Here is a 19,366-nt window from a genome sequence, read left to right as displayed (position 1 = left end):
TGCATCGTCCCAGCCTCCGTCGGGCTTCCAGCGAATCTCGCCCAGGTTTCGAGGCCAATGCTTCCGTGCTGATCGGGGTACAAACTACTAGTTTCGAGCACGCTGCGGACCGTAGCATGGGTATCAACCGGCGTTCAATCAGCTTGCAAAATCCCTCTCCAACAGGAGCCTGCCCTCGCCGGCAAGGATTTGACTGATCTACCGGACCTTCGAAGGAAGAGAGCCTACAGTCAAGCACACAACCAGAGCACCGGTACTAAAGTGGAATTGGCACATCGCCCTGTCCGGTTGGCAGGACCGGACCATTCAATTTTGCACCCCGAAGACGCACTTGGGTCGAAAAAAGCAACTTCGGGTTTGCCGAGATGCTGGAGGTTATCGCTATTTCAAAAAAGCCATGAAAGGCCGATCCTCTTCGTGTAAAAGCCAAATATCGGGATTACGGCGCATTGAATGTAGGGTCCGAAATAGCGGGCTGGGCTTAACGATGCGGTGCTGGAGAGGGCGCGATGGACCCAAACGTGGCATGAACTTGAAGTTACTTCTTCAGAATATTCGGTTGCCTATCAAACAACCAACATTAGTTGCTGTCATCCACACTCCTCTCGGCTGGCTCTCGGCCTTCCGGCATTTCTTCTCGGCATGCATTCGCATCATCGTTGAGGAAGCCCGAGGACATCTGCGCCTCGATGTCCCGCTGGCCATCATGGCGATCGTCTATCTCGCGGCATTCGCGCCCGTAATTTCCCGAGTAACAGAGACCCCCTACATTCTAAGATGCTGCATCAGCGATGAGGCTCCGCTTTCGATGGCGCTTGACGGGATGCGCGATGTTCCCTACGGCGATCCCTTCAATTTCGTCCTCGCGCCCTCCAAAGGGAAGCGGCTCCCCCCCTATTGGGGAAAAATCAATTACGCCGGTGTCGGGTACTACTACGGCGGCGTGTACATGGGGCTCGCTTTTCTGATCTATGCGCCGCTCCAAGCTCTGGGACTTCCTCCCTTTCCAACCGCTCCCATCATCTTGCGCTCACTAAGCCTTTTGGCCGGCCTGCTCGCCCTGATGATGATCTACAATTTCGGGCGTTATCACATCGGCCGGTTCGGCGCTTCCGTTGGCGCCGCGATCCTTCTAACGGATCACTATTTCAACTACTACAGCAGCATCATTCACCCCGACACGACCCAGCTCATGCTGGCCATATTGGGATTGGCAGTAGCGGTTCGTCACCTGCGCAAGGGAGACCTCGAAAGCCTCGGCGGCCTCGCGCTTATCAGCGGCCTCGTACAGGGAACTAAATTGGGCGGCCCATGGATGATTCCCATGGTCGCGCTGGTGACGGTGAAGGGGCTCATGCTTGAACGCGGGAATCTGTTCACTCTGCAAGCAGCTCGTGAATTGGTCAAACGCGTGCTCCTGCTTGCTGGCATTTCGTTGGTTACGTATTTCATTTCAACACCGTACGCGTTCCTCAGCGCTGACTTCTATTACATGACAAAGATTGTACTTGGTCTGATGTCCCAGAGTTGGCTTACACCAACGAACGCACTGAGCTGGATATCCGGTCTTTGGACGAACTTCGGCGCGGTTGTCATGGCGATGGCATTGACCGCCGCCATTCTCATTTGCATTAACGCCATCCGCGGATCCGTGCGCTGGCCCATGTTCGTGCTTCTCATTTTTGGGCTGTCGCAACTGCTTTGGTACTCGGTAAACGGCAAACTCTGGGTCGAGCTCGGCTACATGCTGGGGACTTTTGTCGCGGTGGCCCTGTTCGCGGGCGAACTGGTGGAAGCGCTCGGTCGGCTCCTGGCCCGCGTCAAGGGGACGGGCCGAGCCGGCGCGCAGATTGTTTGCGCACTTGCCATTGGCGCTGTGATCGTGGGGCGATGGTGGAGCCCGGCTGCGCTGGCGCTCACCTGGCGCGCGACGGAATTGATGACCTCAATCGAGATCGGGCGTTGGGCGGAAGCAGGAAACATTCCGCGCGATGCTCGAATAATCTGGGATGACTCGGCGTTCTTCGACCTTAACAAGTTTCCAAATGGCTATATGTACGGTCTACTCACATATAACGAGCTTTACGCCTACCGGCCTGACTACGTCATACTCTCATCCTCGGTGTTCGGGTCGCCGCATTTTGCCCAAATGCGCAAAACCCAACGGTTCACGATGCAGAACGAAGGACCGTTTTCGGTCAGGCTGTATCAAGATCTCCTCAACAGCGAGACCTCCGAGCCTATTGCGAAATCGGGTATCCAATACGTTCGGAGCTTCTCGGAAGGCGCTCGGGATTGTACGGAGCCGTCCCAACCAAAAATGTACGAGCCATGGTTTGGTGAGGCTGTGCCGCAGCGGCTTTACCGCAGTGTGATCGGGTTGCTCGGAGCCAATCCGATCGGTGTATGGTTCGCGGCAGGCATCTCCGCGCAGGCGCAGTACGCTAATCATGCGGGACGCATGATCGATTCAATTCGTGGGAAGATCTGCGCCAGCTATGGGCCGACGATTCATGTTTTTCGCGTCATTCCGCCCGGAACCGAACAGGGCTTTTCTCAACCCCTAGCCAGCTCATCCTGGGATGGTCTCAGTCCGCTGAATGCATTCGACGGTGACACGCAGAGCTACTGGATGCCTAGTCCGAATGGCGCTGACCCAGAACCGTGGGTTGGTTTTGATTTCGGGGGCGGCGTCACAAAGAGTCCAGTTCGAGTAAAAATCGAATGGCTCAAGTCGGACTTGGTCGCCCCTCAGGTCGAAATTGAATACGCCGATTGGGGACAGGAATGGCGTTCTGCCGGCCTTTTCCCGATTGACACCGCGAATTCGGCATCTTCGCTGACCAGCGAATTTACCCTGCCATCAGGAGCGGGTGATCATCGGCTGTGGCGCATTGTCTTCCACGAATTGACGAACCGACTGGTCGCCGTGCGCGAGATCCGCTTTCTGGATACAAAACCGGCAGATCCCTCCGAGGCTAGATGATGCGCGATCTCGTCATGAGCGTGACTTTCGTCTTCTGTCAGCTATGCTTCCTGGGGCTGTTAGTTAGCCCCTTGCTCCTCAGTGATATGCGCGGAATCGCGAGAAGGAGCGCCTGGTGGGGTATCTTGCCCGCGGTGCTCGCGACAATCCTTGTTATCACCGCTGCGGTCGATATCTTCAAGGCCGAGTATCAGGTGGATTACGCCAAGACTAATCCGCTGGAAGCGGAGGTCCTTGCAGGCAAGCAGGTTGTCATCAAGCTTTATCCTGAAACTTGCGTAGTGTTCAATTTGGGCTCGATCGCATGCGGCACCAACTATCACGGACGGTACGAACGTGAAAAAAACAGTTGGACGTTTTCCGGTCCGGACAGCAAGACAGGCGCGTTAGTCACGGCAACGACTGTGGGCGAGCCCATCCCGGGCCGCCTCAGTCTTTGGGGCATGCTTTCCAGGTTTGAAGCAGACGGCACAATCTTCTACCTTGGGCAGGGGATCGGTCATCTGCACCTTGCAAAAGGTGCATGATCCTCACCGCCAGGCCAACGCGCTTGCCACGGCCGCGCGCGTCAAAGCCTCACGACGGCTATGCAGTCACGCTCGCGGCCTTCAGCAGATCGGCGATCATGAACGCTGCGCGACCGTTTCCGTATTCGCTTATTTCTCCGCGAGCGGCGTAGTCCGGCCCCTTCCAGAGTTTGTTCCAGCCATGGGCAATCGTCTCGGTCCACTCTGTTTCGTCCCGTAGAGTGACGCAGGGCACCCGATGGAAATAGGCCTCCTTCTGAAGCCCTCCCGAATCCGTGTAAACGGCGGCGGCATGGTGCAGGAGTTTCGCCATATCAAGATATCCCACTGGATCGATCACCTGCAATCCGTCCAGTCGGATACCCATTCGAGATGCGGCCTGACCAGTGCGCGGGTGCAGCGGCAGAACGACCGGTCGCCGTTGCGCCTTCTCCTGCAAGAACTCGATGACTGAGCGTAATTGACCCGGCGTGTTGGTGTTCTCGGCACGGTGAACGGTTGCGAGCGCATAACCGTTCGGCTCAAGGCCGAGATTTGAAAGGAGATTCGAACTCTCCGCCGCCCTCTTGATCGCGAACAAGGTCGCGTCGTACATCACGTCACCAACATGATGGACGCCCTTTCTGATCCCCTCGGCAGCGAGATTGGCGACCGCCGTCGTCGTCGGACAGAATTGCAGTGTAGACAAATGGTCGGTGACAAGCCGATTGATTTCCTCAGGCATACGGCGATTGAACGAACGAAGCCCGGCCTCGACATGTGCGACAGGGATGTGCAGTTTTGACGCAGCCAGCGATCCCGCCAGCGTCGAATTCGTATCGCCATAGACGACGACCCAGTCCGGCTTTTCCTCGATCAAGATGGGCTCGACCGCCATCAGCATCCGCCCCGTCATATCACCATGGCCGCCGCTGTGGATATCGAGGTGGTGCTGCGGCTCCGGAATGCCCAGCTCTTCGAAGAAGACGGCCGACATATTCGAATCGAAATGCTGTCCGGTATGGACCATCACCTCGGAGAGACCTTCGGTCTCGCGGATGGCGCGGCTGACGGCGGCCGCCTTGATGAACTGAGGTCGGGCGCCGACGACAGTCAGAATCTTCAGCATCAGGAATACTTTCCGACATCGGGGACATACGCGAGGTGATTTCGCATGCATGAAGCGATGCGCACCTGGTTTTGTCGCGTCCAGTCGATGGTTCGCTTCAGTCCATCCTCGTGGGCGACGGTTGCGGTGAAACCGAGCTTTTCGCGCGCTTTGGCCGGATCGCCGAAGCGCTGCCCCGACCGGTCCCAGTCGCGCGCCGGCTTCAACGCGATCGGCGTCTTGTTACCGACAATGGAATTCACGCGCGTTGCAAGTTCCAGCACCGTCGTTTCGACGCCGGAGGCCAGGTTGTAGATCTCTCCGGTCTCGCCTGATAGCGCACACGCCATCAATCCCTTCGCCATGTCCTCGACATAGATGAAGTCGCGAGATGCGATGCCGCCGTTTTCGACGGGCAACGCCTCGCCGTGTAGTGCCTTCCATATGAAGGTCGGAGTAACATTTCGCCACACTGTGTGGACAGTTCCACGCCAATGGCCGGCTCCGAGGATCTCCCCGGGACCGTAAACGTTCTGAAAGCGCGCCTTCACGAATGGCAATTTGTACCTGGCAAAGTAGTAGTTGCCGTACATCTCGCCGACCAGTTTCGAAATGGAATACGGGCTGTCGTGGAACAGCGAAACCGGAGCGTCCTCCTTGGTGGCGCTCGCTCCGTCGAATGTCTTCTCCGCAACGGCGCAGCCGGCGGCCGCGTATACCACCTTGCGTAGCGAGCGAATGTCCTTGAGTCTGTCGAACAGTTTGAGGCTGGTGAGAGTATTGTTGTCGTGATCGGCGATGGGATCGGCGATCGACGACTGATTGCCGTGATAGCAGGCGAGATGAAACGCATAGTCGAGGTTTTCCGGCAACGCCGCAAGCACGTCGTCGTCGGTGATGGACCGCGCGATGAATTCGATTCGCCCATCATCCGGCACATTGGAGACATCCGCCGAGAGCAGATTGTCGACCACGACAATACGCGCGGGCCCCTCCTCCAGCAGCTTTTTGACAAGGTTCGAGCCGACGAAGCCGGCTCCTCCGACCACGAGTATGGTCGATCCGTTGAAAGAGTTCATCTTTAACCTTTGGGTACAGCCAGGTGACTGTAAACGTCGGTCACACCGTGCGCGTCATACCAGGCTAGCAGTCGCCGGATCGTCTCATCGAACGGCACTTTCGCTTGCCAGCTGAGAACATTGTCCGTCCAGGTCGGATCTGGGACGACGGACGGGACGTCATCATCGCCAACAGGCACCACCTTGACGTCCGGGTCGGGCGGCAGGCCAAGGTGCGAGCGCACCGAGTCATAGAGCTCCCTGATCGAATGTCCCGTTCCGCTCGACACGTTGAAGATTCCGGTCGGAGCGCCATCCATCATCGCCAGGTCAACCGCCGCGATAAAATCGGACATATCCAGGAAATCGCGGTAAGCGTCCGTGCAGAAGCACGCCTGCCCTGCCTTCAGCCGCTTGTAGAACGTCGGAATTGGGCCGATCGCAAGGCGCGGCCCGGTCACGTTTGCGAGCCGCAGCGACACAAAAGGCAGTCCGCTCAATGCCAGGTATTGCTCGCCGGCGACCTTCGAAATGCCGTAGCTCGTGAACGGACGCAGCGGATGTTCGACCGGAATCGGCGTGCCCTCCGGCCGCCCATAACATAGGACGGTCTGGAAATTGACGATGCGGCGGACGCCAGCATTTCGTGCGGCCTCGATTACGTTGGCGGTCCCCTGCACGTTCGTCGCGATATCTTCGCCCCAATTGGCAGGGTCCTTGTAGGATGCCGCGGAATGAACGACGTGAGTGGGGCGAAAGCCTGCGAACGCACGCGCTACAAGGTCGCGGTCCGCAATCGACCCTTCGATCAGCGCCAGACCCGGGACGGCAGGCACGACCTCTCGCTTGCCGGTCGCAAAGTTGTCGATGACGAGAATCTCGTGACCGCGCGGCAACCAGTGCTCGATAAGGTTCGAGCCGAGACAGCCAGCTCCGCCGGTGATGATGATGCGCATCGAAAGCGTCCGATCAGGTGGTGCGAATTTCTGCACGCGCCTCCTTCAGGTGCGTGTATCCCCCCACGACGCCTTCCCTTTGCCAGCGTTCGACGGACAGGCGGGCGATCTCGTCAAGCGGCGTGAACTCGATCGCACCGAAGTCGTTGAACGTGCGCTCGGGATCGAGAAGAATGGAGGCTGCATCGTCCGGACCGAGCGGCTTCACCTCCGCCTCAGGATAGTCGTTGAGCTTCATCGCCCGAACTACAGCGTCGTACAACTCTTTAATTGCGACGTCCTGGCCCGACGAAAAATGGTACGTGCCTCGTCCGACTCCGTCGGCAGCCTTGACCACGACGCGGGCGAGATCGCCGGCGTAGCAGAAGTCGCGCCGCGCCGGCGTGACGAAGCATTTCTGCCCCTTGGCGAGGCGACCATAGAAAATCGGTAGCGGGCCAGACACGTTACGTGGACCGATTACATTGGCGAGGCGGAACGTTACCCATTCCACTCCGGAGAACTGCACGTAGTTCTCGCCGGCGGTCTTTGAGATCGCATAGCTCGAGTTCACCGGATTGATCGGATGATCGAGGGAGATCGGCGACTGCAGCGGCTTAGTGCCATAACAGAGTGCGGTCTGAAAATAGATCAGCCGCGACACGCCAAAGGTCCTGCAGGCCTTGGCGATATTGGCCGTGCCGACCGCATTGACCAGCGCATCGGTCCCCCAGTCATCCGGATCTTTATAGGAAGCCGCGGTATGGACCACGACCTCGGGACGAAAATCCGAGAACAGCCCGTCGATCACCTCCGCGTTTGCGATCGTGTCCTCGATCAGCGTCAGGTTATCGTGTTTGGTCAGGTTGTCGGCCCGGCCGGTCGCATAGTTGTCGATCGCAACCACCTTGTCGCCGCGCGACAAAAGCATGTCGATAACGGTTGATCCGACTTGTCCGGCTCCGCCGGTGACAAAGATTCTCATGTGACCATCCAGTGTCGAAACCTGTTGTGGGCTCTACCGTCTAGATTCGGTAATAGTCCCGGTACCACTTCACGAAGCGAGCGATTCCCTGATCGATCGGCGTTGCAGGACGAAAGCCGATGTCCTGCTCGAGATCCCTGACATCGGCGTAAGTTGCTTCGACGTCGCCCGGCTGCATCGGCAACATTTCCGTCACGGCCCTCCTGCCCAACTCCTTTTCGAGCAAGGAAACGACGTGAGTCAGATCCTCCGGATTATTGTTCCCAATGTTGTATATTTTCCAGGGCGCGCTGCTTCTCGCCGGATCAAGGTCGGCGTTATTCGATGCGTTGAGGCGGCCTTGTGGCGGTCGATCGATGAGACGGACAATCCCTTGGCTGACGTCGTCGACGTAAGTGAAATCCCTGCGCATCTTGCCGTGATTGAAGAGCTGGATTGGCTTACCGGCCATAATGCATCTGGCAAAAATAAACATCGCCATGTCAGGGCGGCCCCACGGACCGTAGACCGTAAAAAATCTCAGGCCTGTCGTAGGAAGGCGATAGAGGTGACTGTAGGCATGAGCCATCAGTTCATTTGCCCGTTTTGACGCAGCATAGAGGCTGATCGGATGATCTACAGCATCAGCGGTCGAGAACGGCAGCTTGGTATTGGCGCCATAAACTGACGATGAGGAGGCATAGACGAGATGCTCACATCCATTGTGTCGACATCCTTCCAAGACATTGACAAAGCCCTGCATATTCGCGTCGACATAGGCGTGCGGATCTTGGATTGAATATCGGACGCCAGCCTGCGCAGCCAAGTGGATCACCTTGGTGAAGCGATGCCGGGCAAACAACGCCTCCATCGCCTCCCGATCGGCAAGATCGAGCTTTTCGAAGCTGAACTTTCGATCCCCCTTGAGTAGAGCTAGACGAGCTTCTTTCAGCTTCGGGTCGTAATAGTGATTGACGCTATCGACGCCGACGACGCCGCAACCTTCCGAGAGAAGACGCTGACTGACATGGAAGCCAATAAAGCCGGCCGCTCCGGTGACAAGAACCGTGTTGCTCGCCATGCTCGAACTCAGAGTCGTAACAGTTCGATGCCGATGGGCTTCGAGCTGCGGTCGAGTTTCGACTTTACGTCAAAGACCAGGCCGCTGCCGCCGACCAGAAGCCGCTGGATCAGCGGCCATCCACCGCTGGCGTATTCCTCATGCGCCACCGCGAGGACCACCGCGTCAGCAGGTCGCAATTTATCGTACGGCAGGAGCCTCACTCCGTATTCTTCTTCGGCATCGACCACATCCGCGAGCGGATCATGCATCTGTACGGTCAGACCAAATGATTGCAATTCGCGCACGATGTCGATGACGCGCGAATTGCGCGTGTCGGGAACGTCCTCCTTGAATGTCAAACCGAGGATCGTGACAACGCCGCTTTGTGCCTTGCGCCGCAACACACCCCTGACGCATTCCCGCGCTACGCGTTGCCCCATGCCATCGTTGATGCGTCGGCCCGCAAGGATGACCTCCGGATGATAGCCTGCCTTCTCGGCGCGATAGGTCAGGTAGTAGGGGTCAACACCAATGCAATGGCCGCCGACGAGCCCTGGTTGGAATGGGAGGAAGTTCCACTTCGTGCGCGCCGCTGCCAGCACGTCTACGGTGTCGATGTTGAGAGCCTGAAAAATCAGCGATAATTCATTCATGAAGGCGATGTTTAAATCGCGCTGCGTGTTCTCAATGACCTTCGCCGCCTCTGCGACCTTGATGGAAGGCGCACGATGAATGCCTGCGGTGACGACAGATCCGTAAACCTCGGCCACGATATCGAGGGTGTGCGCATCCTGCGCCGAAACTACCTTGGCGATCGTTTCAAACCGATGCTGCTTGTCGCCCGGGTTGATGCGTTCAGGCGAATAGCCAACCGAATAATCTTCCCCTGCCTTGAGTCCCGAAGTCTTATTCAAAATCGGAATGCACTCTTCCTCAACGGCACCGGGATAGACCGTCGACTCGTAGACAACGATGTCGCCCTTTTTCAGCACCGCGCCAACTGACCGCGATGCAGAGATCATGGCGCTCAGGTCTGGTCGCCTTGCCTCGTCGATCGGCGTCGGTACCGTGACAATATAGAAGTCGGACCTCGCCATCGCCTCGGGATCGGACGAAAAGATGAGCGAGGGCCGGTGCAGATCACTCTGTTCAACCTCTCGCGTACGATCATTCCCGTCCTTGAGTTCGGCGACTCTCCTTTGGTCGATATCAAAGCCGACCACCGTCGCCCCCGATCGCGCGAACGACACAGCAACAGGCAAGCCGACATAGCCCAACCCAATTACAGCGATGTTGCGTCCGTGTTCCATTTTCAGTCCCGTTTTGGTTTGGCGCGGGCCCAACTTGTGAAAACTAATTCAAGAAGCGGCGGAGATAACATGGCAGCCGCCGTTGTCAAATATCGGCCGAGGCCCCGGATTACGCCAATTAAGACATCCTCCGGATTCGGTTGCCGGACCGGCCCATGCGGACCGAGCCATCGGGGTGCCATGCGGTCCGACATCTGAACCTTACTACTTCTGCTCCAGCCGTCCGAGGCCACGTCGGGAGCGACTTTGAAGAGCACTATCAAAACTCTGGAGCGAAGCGTCAGCCCACCGCCGGAGCCCCCGCAGGATCTACGATCGCACCATGGCCCTGAACTCGGCCGCACGATCATGGAAGCGTTGGTGCCATAACTCGAGGGATAGGAGCCCCCAAGTCTTGCGCGAGAACCGGGAAGCCGCTTGGAAGTTAGCGAGCACAACACCGCTGTTGAAGTAGTCTCGCGCACGCGCACGCTGTTGACCAAAGATATCCGTTATAAAGTCACGAAGCGATCCGTCGAACCATTCCTTGACGGGAACTGGAAACCCCATCTTGTCCCGTCGTTTCAGCAAATCAGCCGGCAAGACGTCACGATAAGCGGTTTTCATCAGTTGCTTCATTTGTCCGCCCTTGAATTTGACGTCGGCGGGCACCGTGGCCAGGAATTCGACAAGAGGATGATCGAGGAGAGGCACTCGGCTTTCAAGCCCGTGCGCCATACTCATCCGATCTTCGACCTGGAGCAACGCCGGCAAAAGGCATTTGAAGTCGAAATGAGTCATCTTGTCAAAATACGCCTCCTTTCTAACGTTCTCCTGATTGTTGAAGATCTCGCGGAATGCGTCGAAGACGCGATCTTTGTCCAGTGAGCTCCAGTCGATTTCGCCGACCATGTCGGTGGACCGGTCAATGAGCCTGAAATATCGCTTATCCAGATCTTCGAATAGCCCCTCGCGCCAGAACTCTTTGATCATGGGCTTGTATTCACGCAACAAGCCAAGGTTCGGCACAATGGACTCGATCGTAACGACGTAATTTCCTTGTTGGTACGTGCCGTCCATTGCAGCCTTGATGGATTGCTCGAAGTAGGCCACCAGGTATCGTGCATAACCGCCAAGCAACTCATCCCCGCCCTGTCCGCCAAGAACGACCTTCACATGCTTCGCCGCGAGCGCCGAGACCATAAACTGCGGGAATGAACCTGGGCCGGCAACCGGAAAATCAAGATGGTAGATGACATCGTTGATTGAGTTCTTGAAGTCTTCCGCATTGATATCGGCGATATGCAAGGTCATATCGGCAAGGTCTCCGACCTCCTGAGCATATCGACTCTCATCGTACCCAGGGAATTCCAAAAATCGGCCGTGGAACGCGAGGCGATTACGGTGATCATGACGCGAAGCCAGCAACGCGATGAGACTCGAATCGAGCCCTCCTGAGACATATCCCCCGATCGGAACATCTGCCCGCAAATGAATGTTCATCGAGTCAGCGATCAATTCCTTGAAACGCCCCTCGAAATAACTAGGACTGTGGTCGAAATCGACGACATATTGCACATCCCAGTAACGACGAACGCGAACATTTCCGTCCTGCACCGTGAGCGAATGTCCGGGCAGCAATGCATCGACTTGTTCAAAGAGCGTTTTGGCGCCAATCGTATACTGGAAGGTCAAGTACTCCGCGAGCGCGGTCGAATCGGTACGAATGTCGGGAAGCAGAGGCAGCAGAGCCTTCGCTTCCGATGCAAAGAATAATCTTCCGTTCTGCCTCGTGTAGTAGAGTGGCTTGATGCCGAAGCGGTCTCGCGCGATAAATAGTTTTTTCTTTTTCTCGTCCCAGATCGCGAACGCGAACATTCCTCGCAGGTGCGATACGCAGTCATCACCCCATCTATCGTAAGCGGCCAGGATTACTTCCGTATCTGAAGTCGAGCGGAACACCCATTGCGCCGACAGTTCCTTGCGCAGTTCGATATAATTGTAGATCTCGCCGTTATACGTGATAGCTGTGCCGTTCGGCGCAGTCATAGGCTGCTTACCACTCGTCGACAGATCAATGATCGCAAGCCGTCGATGAACGAAACCGACGCATCCGTCTTTCGATGACCATTCGCCGCTCCCGTCGGGACCACGATGGCTGATCAGCGAAGACATCGCACGCAGCACCGCATTTCTCTGAGGACAAGGCTCAGACGTCAGGGATACGAAACCTGCAATTCCACACATGTGGCTGCCGCATGCCTTTCAGTTTTCGAGGAACCCACTCAGACGCCCGCACGAGGCCGGGTCATTGGTACCGGCCGCGTTGAAGACGCTTCTCCACGCACGAAATGATGCAGGCGAGAAGTCATTCCGGTGCACGAGCACTGGCTTCGACACCATTGCCGCCGTATTCCGCCCTGATTTGAACAAGGCCGCAAGCTTGTAAATCTTGCGCGATTTGATCGGTCGACCTCTTATGTTTGTACCGGTCAGTGAGCGCATCGTGAGTGTCAAGAACTGCCCACGCGTAAAGCAAATCGGGACCTAATTCTCCGTACTGATCGTGATAGTCCAACACTGGCGAGGCGCGAAGCAACATACGTCGAAGGCTGCTCCCAAACGGCGAATTACGGCGCGCCCAAGCGAGCTTGTGCAGAGGCCAGATGGCGGCAACCATGGCTCTGATGAAAGCCATGGAGAACCTGGTCTTTTGCTTGATGAGCAAGCTTCGTAGGCGCTGTCGGATCTTCGTCATGTCTTCGTGACCATAGCGATAATGGTCAATCACCAGTAGCCCTCCTGGTGCAACGTAGCGGGCAAGGGCTTCAATGGTTTCTTCGGGATTGGGCGTGTGCTGGATCACACCAAGACAGATCACTACATCGAAGGAACGAGGCGCAACCGGGAGTGCACGGATGTCGGCTTGGCAGACGAAATACCCAGTGTGCGCGCTGCAATTTTCCAGGTTAGCTTCCACCGCGGTCGAGAGGTCGCAGGCAAAAACCTGCGCTCCTTCGGCCAACAACACCTCGGTAAACCGCCCGGCGCCGCAGCCGGCTTCCAGCACACGCTTGCCGCGAACAGCATCGAAGCCGCCGAGGCAACGCTCCAGCCGATCTCGACTGATTGACGTCCCCGTATACGAGTCGAGTTGGGTCTTACGGAATGTCTTCCATTGAAGCCCAAAAGCCGCCGCGTAGTTCTCTGGGGGAACGAATCGAGGAATTCCTCCCACAACGGGATAGGAGAGTCCGCTACTCGCTTGTAGCGACGTTGTTTGGTCGGAGATTTCGTCAGAGATCGGCGACGGCTGCAAAGTTTCAGCCGTCTCCGGGCTGATGAGCGGGACGAACGACTTCATGCTGGCAGGTATCCACGGAAAGTAAGGTTTCGAATGAAAGAACGGGAGCGACCTCAGGCACTGACATCAGATCCGCAGCCAATAGCGGGCCACATCAACGAGCATCAGAGGACGATATCGGACATGTCTTTTGGGCTTAGACGCCAGTTCCCGATAGATCGCCTCGACGCGCCTTACATCGTTGGGAAAGTTTGCGACTCGGACCACAATATCCCGTCCCTTGGCGGCGATACGTCCACGTAGCTCCTCATCGTCAAGCAGTCGAAGAATGGCACGAGCAACTCCGTCGGGATCCACATCGGCAAACAGAACGCTATCGCCGTCTTTTACGATTTCTCCATAGCGATCGAGCCTGCCGATTACACTGGGAACCCCGCAGGCCATTGCTTCAAGTAGAGTTTGCGGCAAGCCGTCCGAGCGCGGAATGCCAACCGCAACTTCGGCAAGACAATAGAATATCGGCATTCGATCATACGGGATACGGCCAACAAAGCTGACATGTTCCTTGAGACCTAGCGTTTCAATCCGCTCCATGAGTTCCCTGCGATACTGCGGATCGGCTCCATATTCCGTAACGACAAGATGGGCCGTCGAAACTTTCTTGACCACCAAGGCCATGGCCTCAACGAGCACGTCAATGTTGTAAAAAGGCTGCAGTATCTTCGGACTTAGCACCACCCGAGCGCCATTCGGAATTTTTAATTCGGCCCGGAGCATTGACGCATCCAAGGGACGGAATTGTTGGGGATCAACCCCCCAGACCACGCGAGTCGCTTTGACGCCATAACCACCCAATTCATTGAGCTTGGTAATCAGGAAATCTGATTTCGCAGTTATACAATCTGCTACCGCAAAGAGCCTCTTGGTTAGCGCAATTCCGCGTGGCGTTGGAGCTCCTTGCTCTTCAAACAGCACGTCGCCGCCCATGACACTGACCACCAGCGGACGAAAACCTAAGGCTCCAGCCAGCCAGGCCCAAGTGCTGTATGCGTAGTGCACGTGGATGATGTCCGGGTTCGTCGTTTTGACGAGACGACGAAAATCAAGAAACATTCGCATCATATCTGAGAGACCACTCAAATCCCGTCGGGCTAACTTGCTGCCCCAACGCGCAAGGCGCGAGACCCATTCATCCTTTCCGGGACGCACTGAAGGCATGAGCTCGCTGATCTCGGTGAGCCCGGCCGAAGGCGTGCTAAGCAGATAAATCTCGTGCCCCAAGTCACCAAAGCAACGCACTCTGTTCACGACATGCGTGCTGGTAGCATAACCAATCGCCAATATCTTCAGTGGACGGCCCATAGTGATTGCAGTGATCGCCTTATTAGACCGCCGAGCCAATAGTGATGGCAGAAGCAGACCGATCCAGAACTTGCCGGTGCCAGAGCTCGAGCATGAGCAACACGAACAACCGATTACCTATGTCGTCGCCGCCTTTCATGTGTCGATCCACCATGCTCGAGACGACTTCCGGTCTAAAATAGCCTCTTCGCCGAACACTCGTCGGCGAGAGGAGATCGTGCACCATTTCCTTCAATCCTGTGCGCAGCCACTTGCCGAGCGGCAAATTGAAACCCGCCTTGGGCCGGTAGAGAATGTCAGCGGGCAGGCGAGACTCCATCGCTCTCTTCACAACCAATTTGCCCTCGCCGCCCTTTAGCTTTATGTCACCAGGCAAAGAGAATGCCCATTCGACTAGCTCATGATCCAGGAACGGTACGCGCGCTTCAACACCAGCTGCCATTGTAAGCCTGTCAACCTTTGTTAACATCTCGCTGATCAGCGAAGATTTCATGTCGGTGTACAGCTTGCGCGTCAGTTCCGGCTGGCCGACCGCGGACTCATAGTGTGAGGCCGTAACGTTGCGAGACCATTCATTCTTTAGGTTCGTCCAAATGTCGGGCTGAACAAGATTGGCGAGGTCGATGTCTCGAAGGCAAGCATAGCTGTCGATATAGCGTTCTGCTTCTTTCTCGCCCCTCGTCATCGCCCGCCACAACCGGAGTTCTGGGGCGAGGCGATGTCCGATCGCACCAACGTGCGAAAGCAGGCGGCGCAGCGGCTTTGCTCCGGCAGCAAGCAGCGGAGGAAAGTCCTGATGCCGCCAAGGATAGCCGGCAAAGACTTCATCTCCCCCATCGCCCGTCAGAACGACCTTGATTCCATCCTCTCGCGCCGCTTTGGCGAGAAAGTAGATACCGAGCGCTGACGAAACAGCAAAGGGTTCGTCACAATGCCAGGCCATCTCTGGAAGAAAATCACCCGCCTCGGCGCCGAGATCGATCTCCCGGTGTATCGTACCGTAGCGTTCAGCTACGAGCCGCGCATAAGGCCCTTCGTCAAAGACGTTGTCGCCTCTAAATACAATCGAGAACGTGCGCATCCCCGCACTGGCCTGAGGGCCCACCAGCGCCACGACCGCGCTCGAGTCGACACCACCACTCAGGAAAGCCCCAACTGGGACGTCTGCAACAAGGTGAGTTCGAACGGCATCACCAAACCGATCATCAAACTCTGCACAAGCGTCGGCCAGCGACAGCGATCGCGGTGCGGCCGGCAGCGGCACGTTCCAGTACTGGCGGTCTCGCACGTCACGACCGCTGACTAGAAGTATGTGACCGGCATCGAGCCTTCGAACTCCCTTCAGAATTGATTGCGGGTCCGGAATGCTGAGAAGATGAAGGAAATTTGTCAATGACGCCTGATCAACTTCACGCGGCATTCGGCGATCTGCCAGGAGAGACTTCAACTCCGAAGCGAATAGTATGTGCTCCCGACCGACATAATAGTAGAGCGGCTTGATCCCAACCCGATCGCGAGCGAGGAGCAGCGTTCCTTGTGCCGAATCCCAGATCGCAAGCGCAAACATTCCTCGTAGGTGCTTCACAAAATCCTGACCATAGCATCGATAGGCCTGGAGGATGACCTCGGTGTCGGACGAGGTTCGAAATGTAAAGCCCCTTCCCTGCAGTTCGCGCTTCAATTCCAGGAAGTTGTAGACTTCTCCGTTGTAGACGATGCAGACCTGGCCATCGTCGGAGATCATTGGCTGCTCGGCAGCCGCGGATAGATCGATAACCGAAAGACGGCGATGACCTAATCCAACCGAGCCACTCACCCACACGCCTTCTGCATCCGGGCCACGATGGGCGAGGGCTCTTGTCATCGCCACAACGAGTTCGCGATCAACCGGTTTTTGCCGATCGAAGTTCAGCGTTCCTGCGATTCCACACATCTCGAACTATTTGCTCGTCAACTACAGGACGCGTGACACAATGCCGGCCACGCGATGGTCATAGGTGTGTCCCGACATCGCCAAGCCGAAAGCGCGTTCCGCAACTTCGCTGCAGAACGCCTCGTCGCGGAGAGCGCGGATTGCTTCGTCTAGATTCGAGAGGTCAGACCGCACGGGAATGTAATGCTCGTTTGCCTTGAGTATCCCGTTATAGCTTCCTTCGATCAGAATCTGACAGGTTTTCGTGCCGATTGCCTCAAAGTGCCTTGACGAGATGCTCTTCCCTGAAACTCCACGCGGGACGCCGGCGAAGAATTTTTCAAACACGTCTTCAAAGCTGGCAGCCTGGTTTTGTTTCAAATTGTAGCTTCTGGCGCGATCGAGCAATGCTCCTTTTTCATTGAGATAGTATGTGCCGGATTCCGCCCCTATCAAAGTGCGGCACCGGTTGAGGAACGCAGCCCATTCCCCGCGCGGCATTCGCGAAGATCGACCGGCTCGTATATCACATCGAATGCCCCGTTCCCCGCCATGCCGTTCAAAATACTCTATCAAATCAGTCCGTTCGCGATCACCGACAAAGGGCCAATAGATGTCACCCACGAATCCTACGTCGATATCGCGCTGCGCGCCTTGAGGAAAATAGACGGAAGGGTTGAGAGCATGAGGCGCAGCAAGGATTCGTGTTCCGCCAAGCTCGCCGTAGAGGTATTCGGCGGCAGCCATCGGAAGTTGGCTGCAGAGAAAGTCGGCGTCGATGGCTCGGCAGAACTCAAGCTTTTGATCAAGGAGATCGTACTCGTTTCCGAGAAAAACGACGATCGGACAGGAGCGCTTGGCCAGGAAGGGAGCGATACGGCTGATCAAAGACATGTCATCGCCGGCCGCAACATGGGAAACTACGATCAAGTCGTAGGCTCTTACCCGGAGCATGCAAGCTCCGAGATGGATGAGGTTGTTCATGTCGCAGACTGTTGCGTCGAGCACGGGCGACCGACAGAATGCGTCCCTCCAATCGCGAACATACGATAACCGCTGGTTGAAATCTTGCAAATGAGCATAGAGCGTACGCGCAGTAGCGCTGCCGCGCAACAAACCCGGCGGCTGCGCACCATCCTTGAGGCCCAACACGCCACGCAGCAGCGTTGCCGAAGCCATTACTGTCGTCCCGATCCCATTTAGATCGAGAAAGAGAGTCCTTTTCTTTTTCATTTTTGATTTCTAGAGTCTTCGCTAATGAACGGCCGCTTTCGTCGTTTCAGAACACGACTCGTCAGCTATGCCGAGGTGCTGATGGAGGAGCGCTCTGAGGACGCGCTCTTCGCGCTCCCAACAGAGTTCACCACTGGCGAGGTCGAGATTTTTCCTTAAAGCGATGCGCTGCTCGGGGTTGTCGATTAGGACGCGGAGCGCCGCTTCGATCTGATCTGGATGCTGAGGATCGGCCAGAAGTCCCACTTGGTAACGATCTGCCAGGCGGCGCATTTCGGTGAGATCGGGATAGACCAGCGGCAACTTCGCTGCGATCGATTGGAAGAAGCGATTGGGCAGCGCGTTCTGATAATTGATCGACTTACCGTAGTAGAGCACGACGGACGCGTCCGCGGACTTGATAAAAGGCACTACCTCCTGCGGAAGCACCGGCGGAACTACGTGAACTCTTCCATCTATGCCGCGCGAGTTGATTGCCTCGTCAAGAGGTGGATAGCCCGCTCCAAGGAAGGCAAGATGAACCTTCCGCGGCAACTTCGACAAGGCGTCGAACATTTGCGCCATGGCCATCCCCGGTTTCCAGTTTCCGATAGAAACGACGAGAAACGCATCGGCTGGCAGGCCAATCGCTTCTCTGATTGTCCCGGCAGGCGCCCGATCAAGGCGAGGGTCGTGGGCGTTACGAAGGATTATCGGATCACGACCGAATCGTTTGCGCATCAGATCGGCAATACCATCGTTCACCGTCACTACATCATCAGCGAACCTGACGCAAAGTCGCTCCACGAATCTTTCGAACGGCAGAACCCAGTTCTTCCAGAACGATGAAAGACTGCCATCATCCTCGAGCTGGGAATAAAAATCATGCGCATCGTAGATCATCTTTGCCCGATACCTCAGACAGAGAATCCAGACGGCCGGAAACTGGTAAAATGCGTGAAGATAATAAATATCAGCTCGCGGGGTTACGGCCAGCACCGAAAAGACGTACCTGTTGAGATAGGTACCAAGATGCCGCACGAACAACGTGGGATGGTAGAATGCCCATGCCGGGAGCTGGTTTGCCGCGAGCCCAGCAACTCTTTTTAGAGTGCCAATAATCGCATCAATCACCCCCCGGAAAGCTATCTTAGTAAAGGCGACAATCGCCCCCGATTTGCGTGCGGAGACGATCGCAGAATTCAAACGATCCAGGCCGGGCACAAGAACACGCGCGATCGCTCGCATGCCTGGCAACGGCCGAAGGAAGCTGCCAAGGCGTGAGTCCCGCAGTTTCAATAGGGCAGCCCCCCGGTGAGGATTGGGCGCGCAATCGGGGCACGGCGCAGACGATGCCGTTTCATGTGCACTTTGCCGCACTTCGATTTGCCGCACTTCGACAGGGGAGGCTTTTGGAGTTTCTAAGCTCGATATTAGTTCGATTGGTACATCCGCACGCGCGAGCTGGCTCTTTTGTCCTTCAAGTACAATTGACCTGAAGCCCAGTCGATGGACTGAAACAACCTGCTTTAGCGTTCGGCTGTCGGCCGAAAGCGGCAACGGCGTTAAAGATACAACGACGGGTCTGCGGTCAGCGGCAGTCGTCATAGTCACTTTTCCAGATGGAGCATGGCCACAGCTAAGGCGTACTGCGGAGCCGATACTGG

Annotated in this window: 14 protein-coding genes; 2 read left to right on the top strand and 12 right to left on the bottom strand. The window is 56.5% G+C overall.

Features of this window, described 5'->3' with window-relative positions; all coding sequences use genetic code 11:
• The first annotated feature begins 526 nt into the window (after positions 1 to 526).
• Positions 527 to 2,986 carry a discoidin domain-containing protein gene (locus AAFG16_RS18630; RefSeq protein WP_342740142.1) on the top strand — a complete coding sequence of 820 codons (2,460 nt, stop codon included), beginning with the start codon at positions 527 to 529 and terminating at the stop codon, positions 2,984 to 2,986.
• Entirely contained in the window at positions 2,983 to 3,513 is a 531-nt protein-coding gene (locus AAFG16_RS18625) for a hypothetical protein (protein WP_342740141.1), read from the top strand. The genes AAFG16_RS18630 and AAFG16_RS18625 overlap by 4 nt, the downstream gene beginning before the upstream one ends.
• A 58-nt stretch (positions 3,514 to 3,571) precedes the next feature.
• On the opposite strand, the gene wecB is transcribed toward AAFG16_RS18625, so the two are convergent.
• The 12 genes from wecB to AAFG16_RS18565 all read right to left on the bottom strand — a co-directional run bounded on the left by wecB (position 3,572) and on the right by AAFG16_RS18565 (position 19,307).
• On the bottom strand, positions 3,572 to 4,621 hold the full coding sequence (wecB, locus tag AAFG16_RS18620) for a UDP-N-acetylglucosamine 2-epimerase (non-hydrolyzing) (protein WP_342740140.1): 1,050 nt from the start codon (positions 4,619 to 4,621) through the stop codon (positions 3,572 to 3,574).
• Positions 4,621 to 5,679, bottom strand: a complete 1,059-nt coding sequence (locus AAFG16_RS18615; RefSeq protein ID WP_342740139.1) for an NAD-dependent epimerase/dehydratase family protein — start codon at positions 5,677 to 5,679, stop codon at positions 4,621 to 4,623. The genes wecB and AAFG16_RS18615 overlap by 1 nt, the downstream gene beginning before the upstream one ends.
• Positions 5,680 to 5,681: 2 nt before the next feature.
• Entirely contained in the window at positions 5,682 to 6,614 is a 933-nt protein-coding gene (locus AAFG16_RS18610) for an NAD-dependent epimerase/dehydratase family protein (protein WP_342740138.1), read from the bottom strand.
• Between the two features lie 13 nt (positions 6,615 to 6,627).
• Positions 6,628 to 7,578 (bottom strand): NAD-dependent epimerase/dehydratase family protein, encoded by a 951-nt coding sequence (locus AAFG16_RS18605; protein ID WP_342740137.1) that lies wholly within the window; start codon positions 7,576 to 7,578, stop codon positions 6,628 to 6,630.
• 40 nt (positions 7,579 to 7,618) lie between these two features.
• The gene (locus AAFG16_RS18600; protein WP_342740136.1) at positions 7,619 to 8,638 is read right to left on the bottom strand and encodes an NAD-dependent epimerase; all 1,020 of its coding nucleotides are present in this window, start codon (positions 8,636 to 8,638) and stop codon (positions 7,619 to 7,621) included.
• An 8-nt stretch (positions 8,639 to 8,646) separates the two neighbouring features.
• Entirely contained in the window at positions 8,647 to 9,930 is a 1,284-nt protein-coding gene (locus AAFG16_RS18595) for a nucleotide sugar dehydrogenase (protein ID WP_342740135.1), read from the bottom strand.
• 309 nt (positions 9,931 to 10,239) lie between these two features.
• Positions 10,240 to 12,096 (bottom strand): asparagine synthase (glutamine-hydrolyzing), encoded by a 1,857-nt coding sequence (asnB, locus tag AAFG16_RS18590; protein ID WP_342740134.1) that lies wholly within the window; start codon positions 12,094 to 12,096, stop codon positions 10,240 to 10,242.
• 181 nt (positions 12,097 to 12,277) lie between these two features.
• Positions 12,278 to 13,273 carry a class I SAM-dependent methyltransferase gene (locus AAFG16_RS18585; protein WP_342740133.1) on the bottom strand — a complete coding sequence of 332 codons (996 nt, stop codon included), beginning with the start codon at positions 13,271 to 13,273 and terminating at the stop codon, positions 12,278 to 12,280.
• 66 nt (positions 13,274 to 13,339) lie between these two features.
• Positions 13,340 to 14,575, bottom strand: coding sequence for a glycosyltransferase family 4 protein (locus AAFG16_RS18580; protein ID WP_342740132.1), 1,236 nt, complete (start codon positions 14,573 to 14,575; stop codon positions 13,340 to 13,342).
• A gap of 22 nt (positions 14,576 to 14,597) precedes the next feature.
• Positions 14,598 to 16,508, bottom strand: a complete 1,911-nt coding sequence (asnB, locus tag AAFG16_RS18575) for an asparagine synthase (glutamine-hydrolyzing) (protein WP_342740131.1) — start codon at positions 16,506 to 16,508, stop codon at positions 14,598 to 14,600.
• A gap of 21 nt (positions 16,509 to 16,529) precedes the next feature.
• Positions 16,530 to 17,720: a glycosyltransferase gene (locus AAFG16_RS18570; RefSeq protein WP_342740130.1), complete on the bottom strand. Its 1,191-nt coding sequence runs from the start codon at positions 17,718 to 17,720 to the stop codon at positions 16,530 to 16,532.
• A 21-nt stretch (positions 17,721 to 17,741) separates the two neighbouring features.
• Positions 17,742 to 19,307 carry a glycosyltransferase gene (locus AAFG16_RS18565; RefSeq protein ID WP_342740129.1) on the bottom strand — a complete coding sequence of 522 codons (1,566 nt, stop codon included), beginning with the start codon at positions 19,305 to 19,307 and terminating at the stop codon, positions 17,742 to 17,744.
• Positions 19,308 to 19,366: the final 59 nt, after the last annotated feature.

It is taken from the genome of Bradyrhizobium sp. B117, assembly GCF_038969555.1.
In the GTDB taxonomy this organism is placed as follows: domain Bacteria; phylum Pseudomonadota; class Alphaproteobacteria; order Rhizobiales; family Xanthobacteraceae; genus Bradyrhizobium.
The sequence above is the reverse complement of the archived record's forward strand: the minus strand, read 5'-3'. Positions and strand labels throughout refer to the sequence as shown.

Bases quoted from the DNA above. Each gene is read 5' to 3' on its own strand.
- AAFG16_RS18565 (WP_342740129.1), bottom strand. From the start codon at position 19,307: ATGACGACTGCCGCTGACCGCAGACCCGTCGTTGTATCTTTAACGCCG.
- AAFG16_RS18580 (WP_342740132.1), bottom strand. From the start codon at position 14,575: ATGGGCCGTCCACTGAAGATATTGGCGATTGGTTATGCTACCAGCACG.
- wecB (WP_342740140.1), bottom strand. From the start codon at position 4,621: ATGCTGAAGATTCTGACTGTCGTCGGCGCCCGACCTCAGTTCATCAAG.
- AAFG16_RS18610 (WP_342740138.1), bottom strand. From the start codon at position 6,614: ATGCGCATCATCATCACCGGCGGAGCTGGCTGTCTCGGCTCGAACCTT.
- AAFG16_RS18585 (WP_342740133.1), bottom strand. From the start codon at position 13,273: ATGAAGTCGTTCGTCCCGCTCATCAGCCCGGAGACGGCTGAAACTTTG.
- AAFG16_RS18625 (WP_342740141.1), top strand. From the start codon at position 2,983: ATGATGCGCGATCTCGTCATGAGCGTGACTTTCGTCTTCTGTCAGCTA.
- asnB (WP_342740131.1), bottom strand. From the start codon at position 16,508: ATGTGTGGAATCGCAGGAACGCTGAACTTCGATCGGCAAAAACCGGTT.
- AAFG16_RS18600 (WP_342740136.1), bottom strand. From the start codon at position 8,638: ATGGCGAGCAACACGGTTCTTGTCACCGGAGCGGCCGGCTTTATTGGC.
- AAFG16_RS18570 (WP_342740130.1), bottom strand. From the start codon at position 17,720: ATGAAAAAGAAAAGGACTCTCTTTCTCGATCTAAATGGGATCGGGACG.
- AAFG16_RS18630 (WP_342740142.1), top strand. From the start codon at position 527: ATGAACTTGAAGTTACTTCTTCAGAATATTCGGTTGCCTATCAAACAA.
- AAFG16_RS18615 (WP_342740139.1), bottom strand. From the start codon at position 5,679: ATGAACTCTTTCAACGGATCGACCATACTCGTGGTCGGAGGAGCCGGC.
- AAFG16_RS18605 (WP_342740137.1), bottom strand. From the start codon at position 7,578: ATGAGAATCTTTGTCACCGGCGGAGCCGGACAAGTCGGATCAACCGTT.
- AAFG16_RS18595 (WP_342740135.1), bottom strand. From the start codon at position 9,930: ATGGAACACGGACGCAACATCGCTGTAATTGGGTTGGGCTATGTCGGC.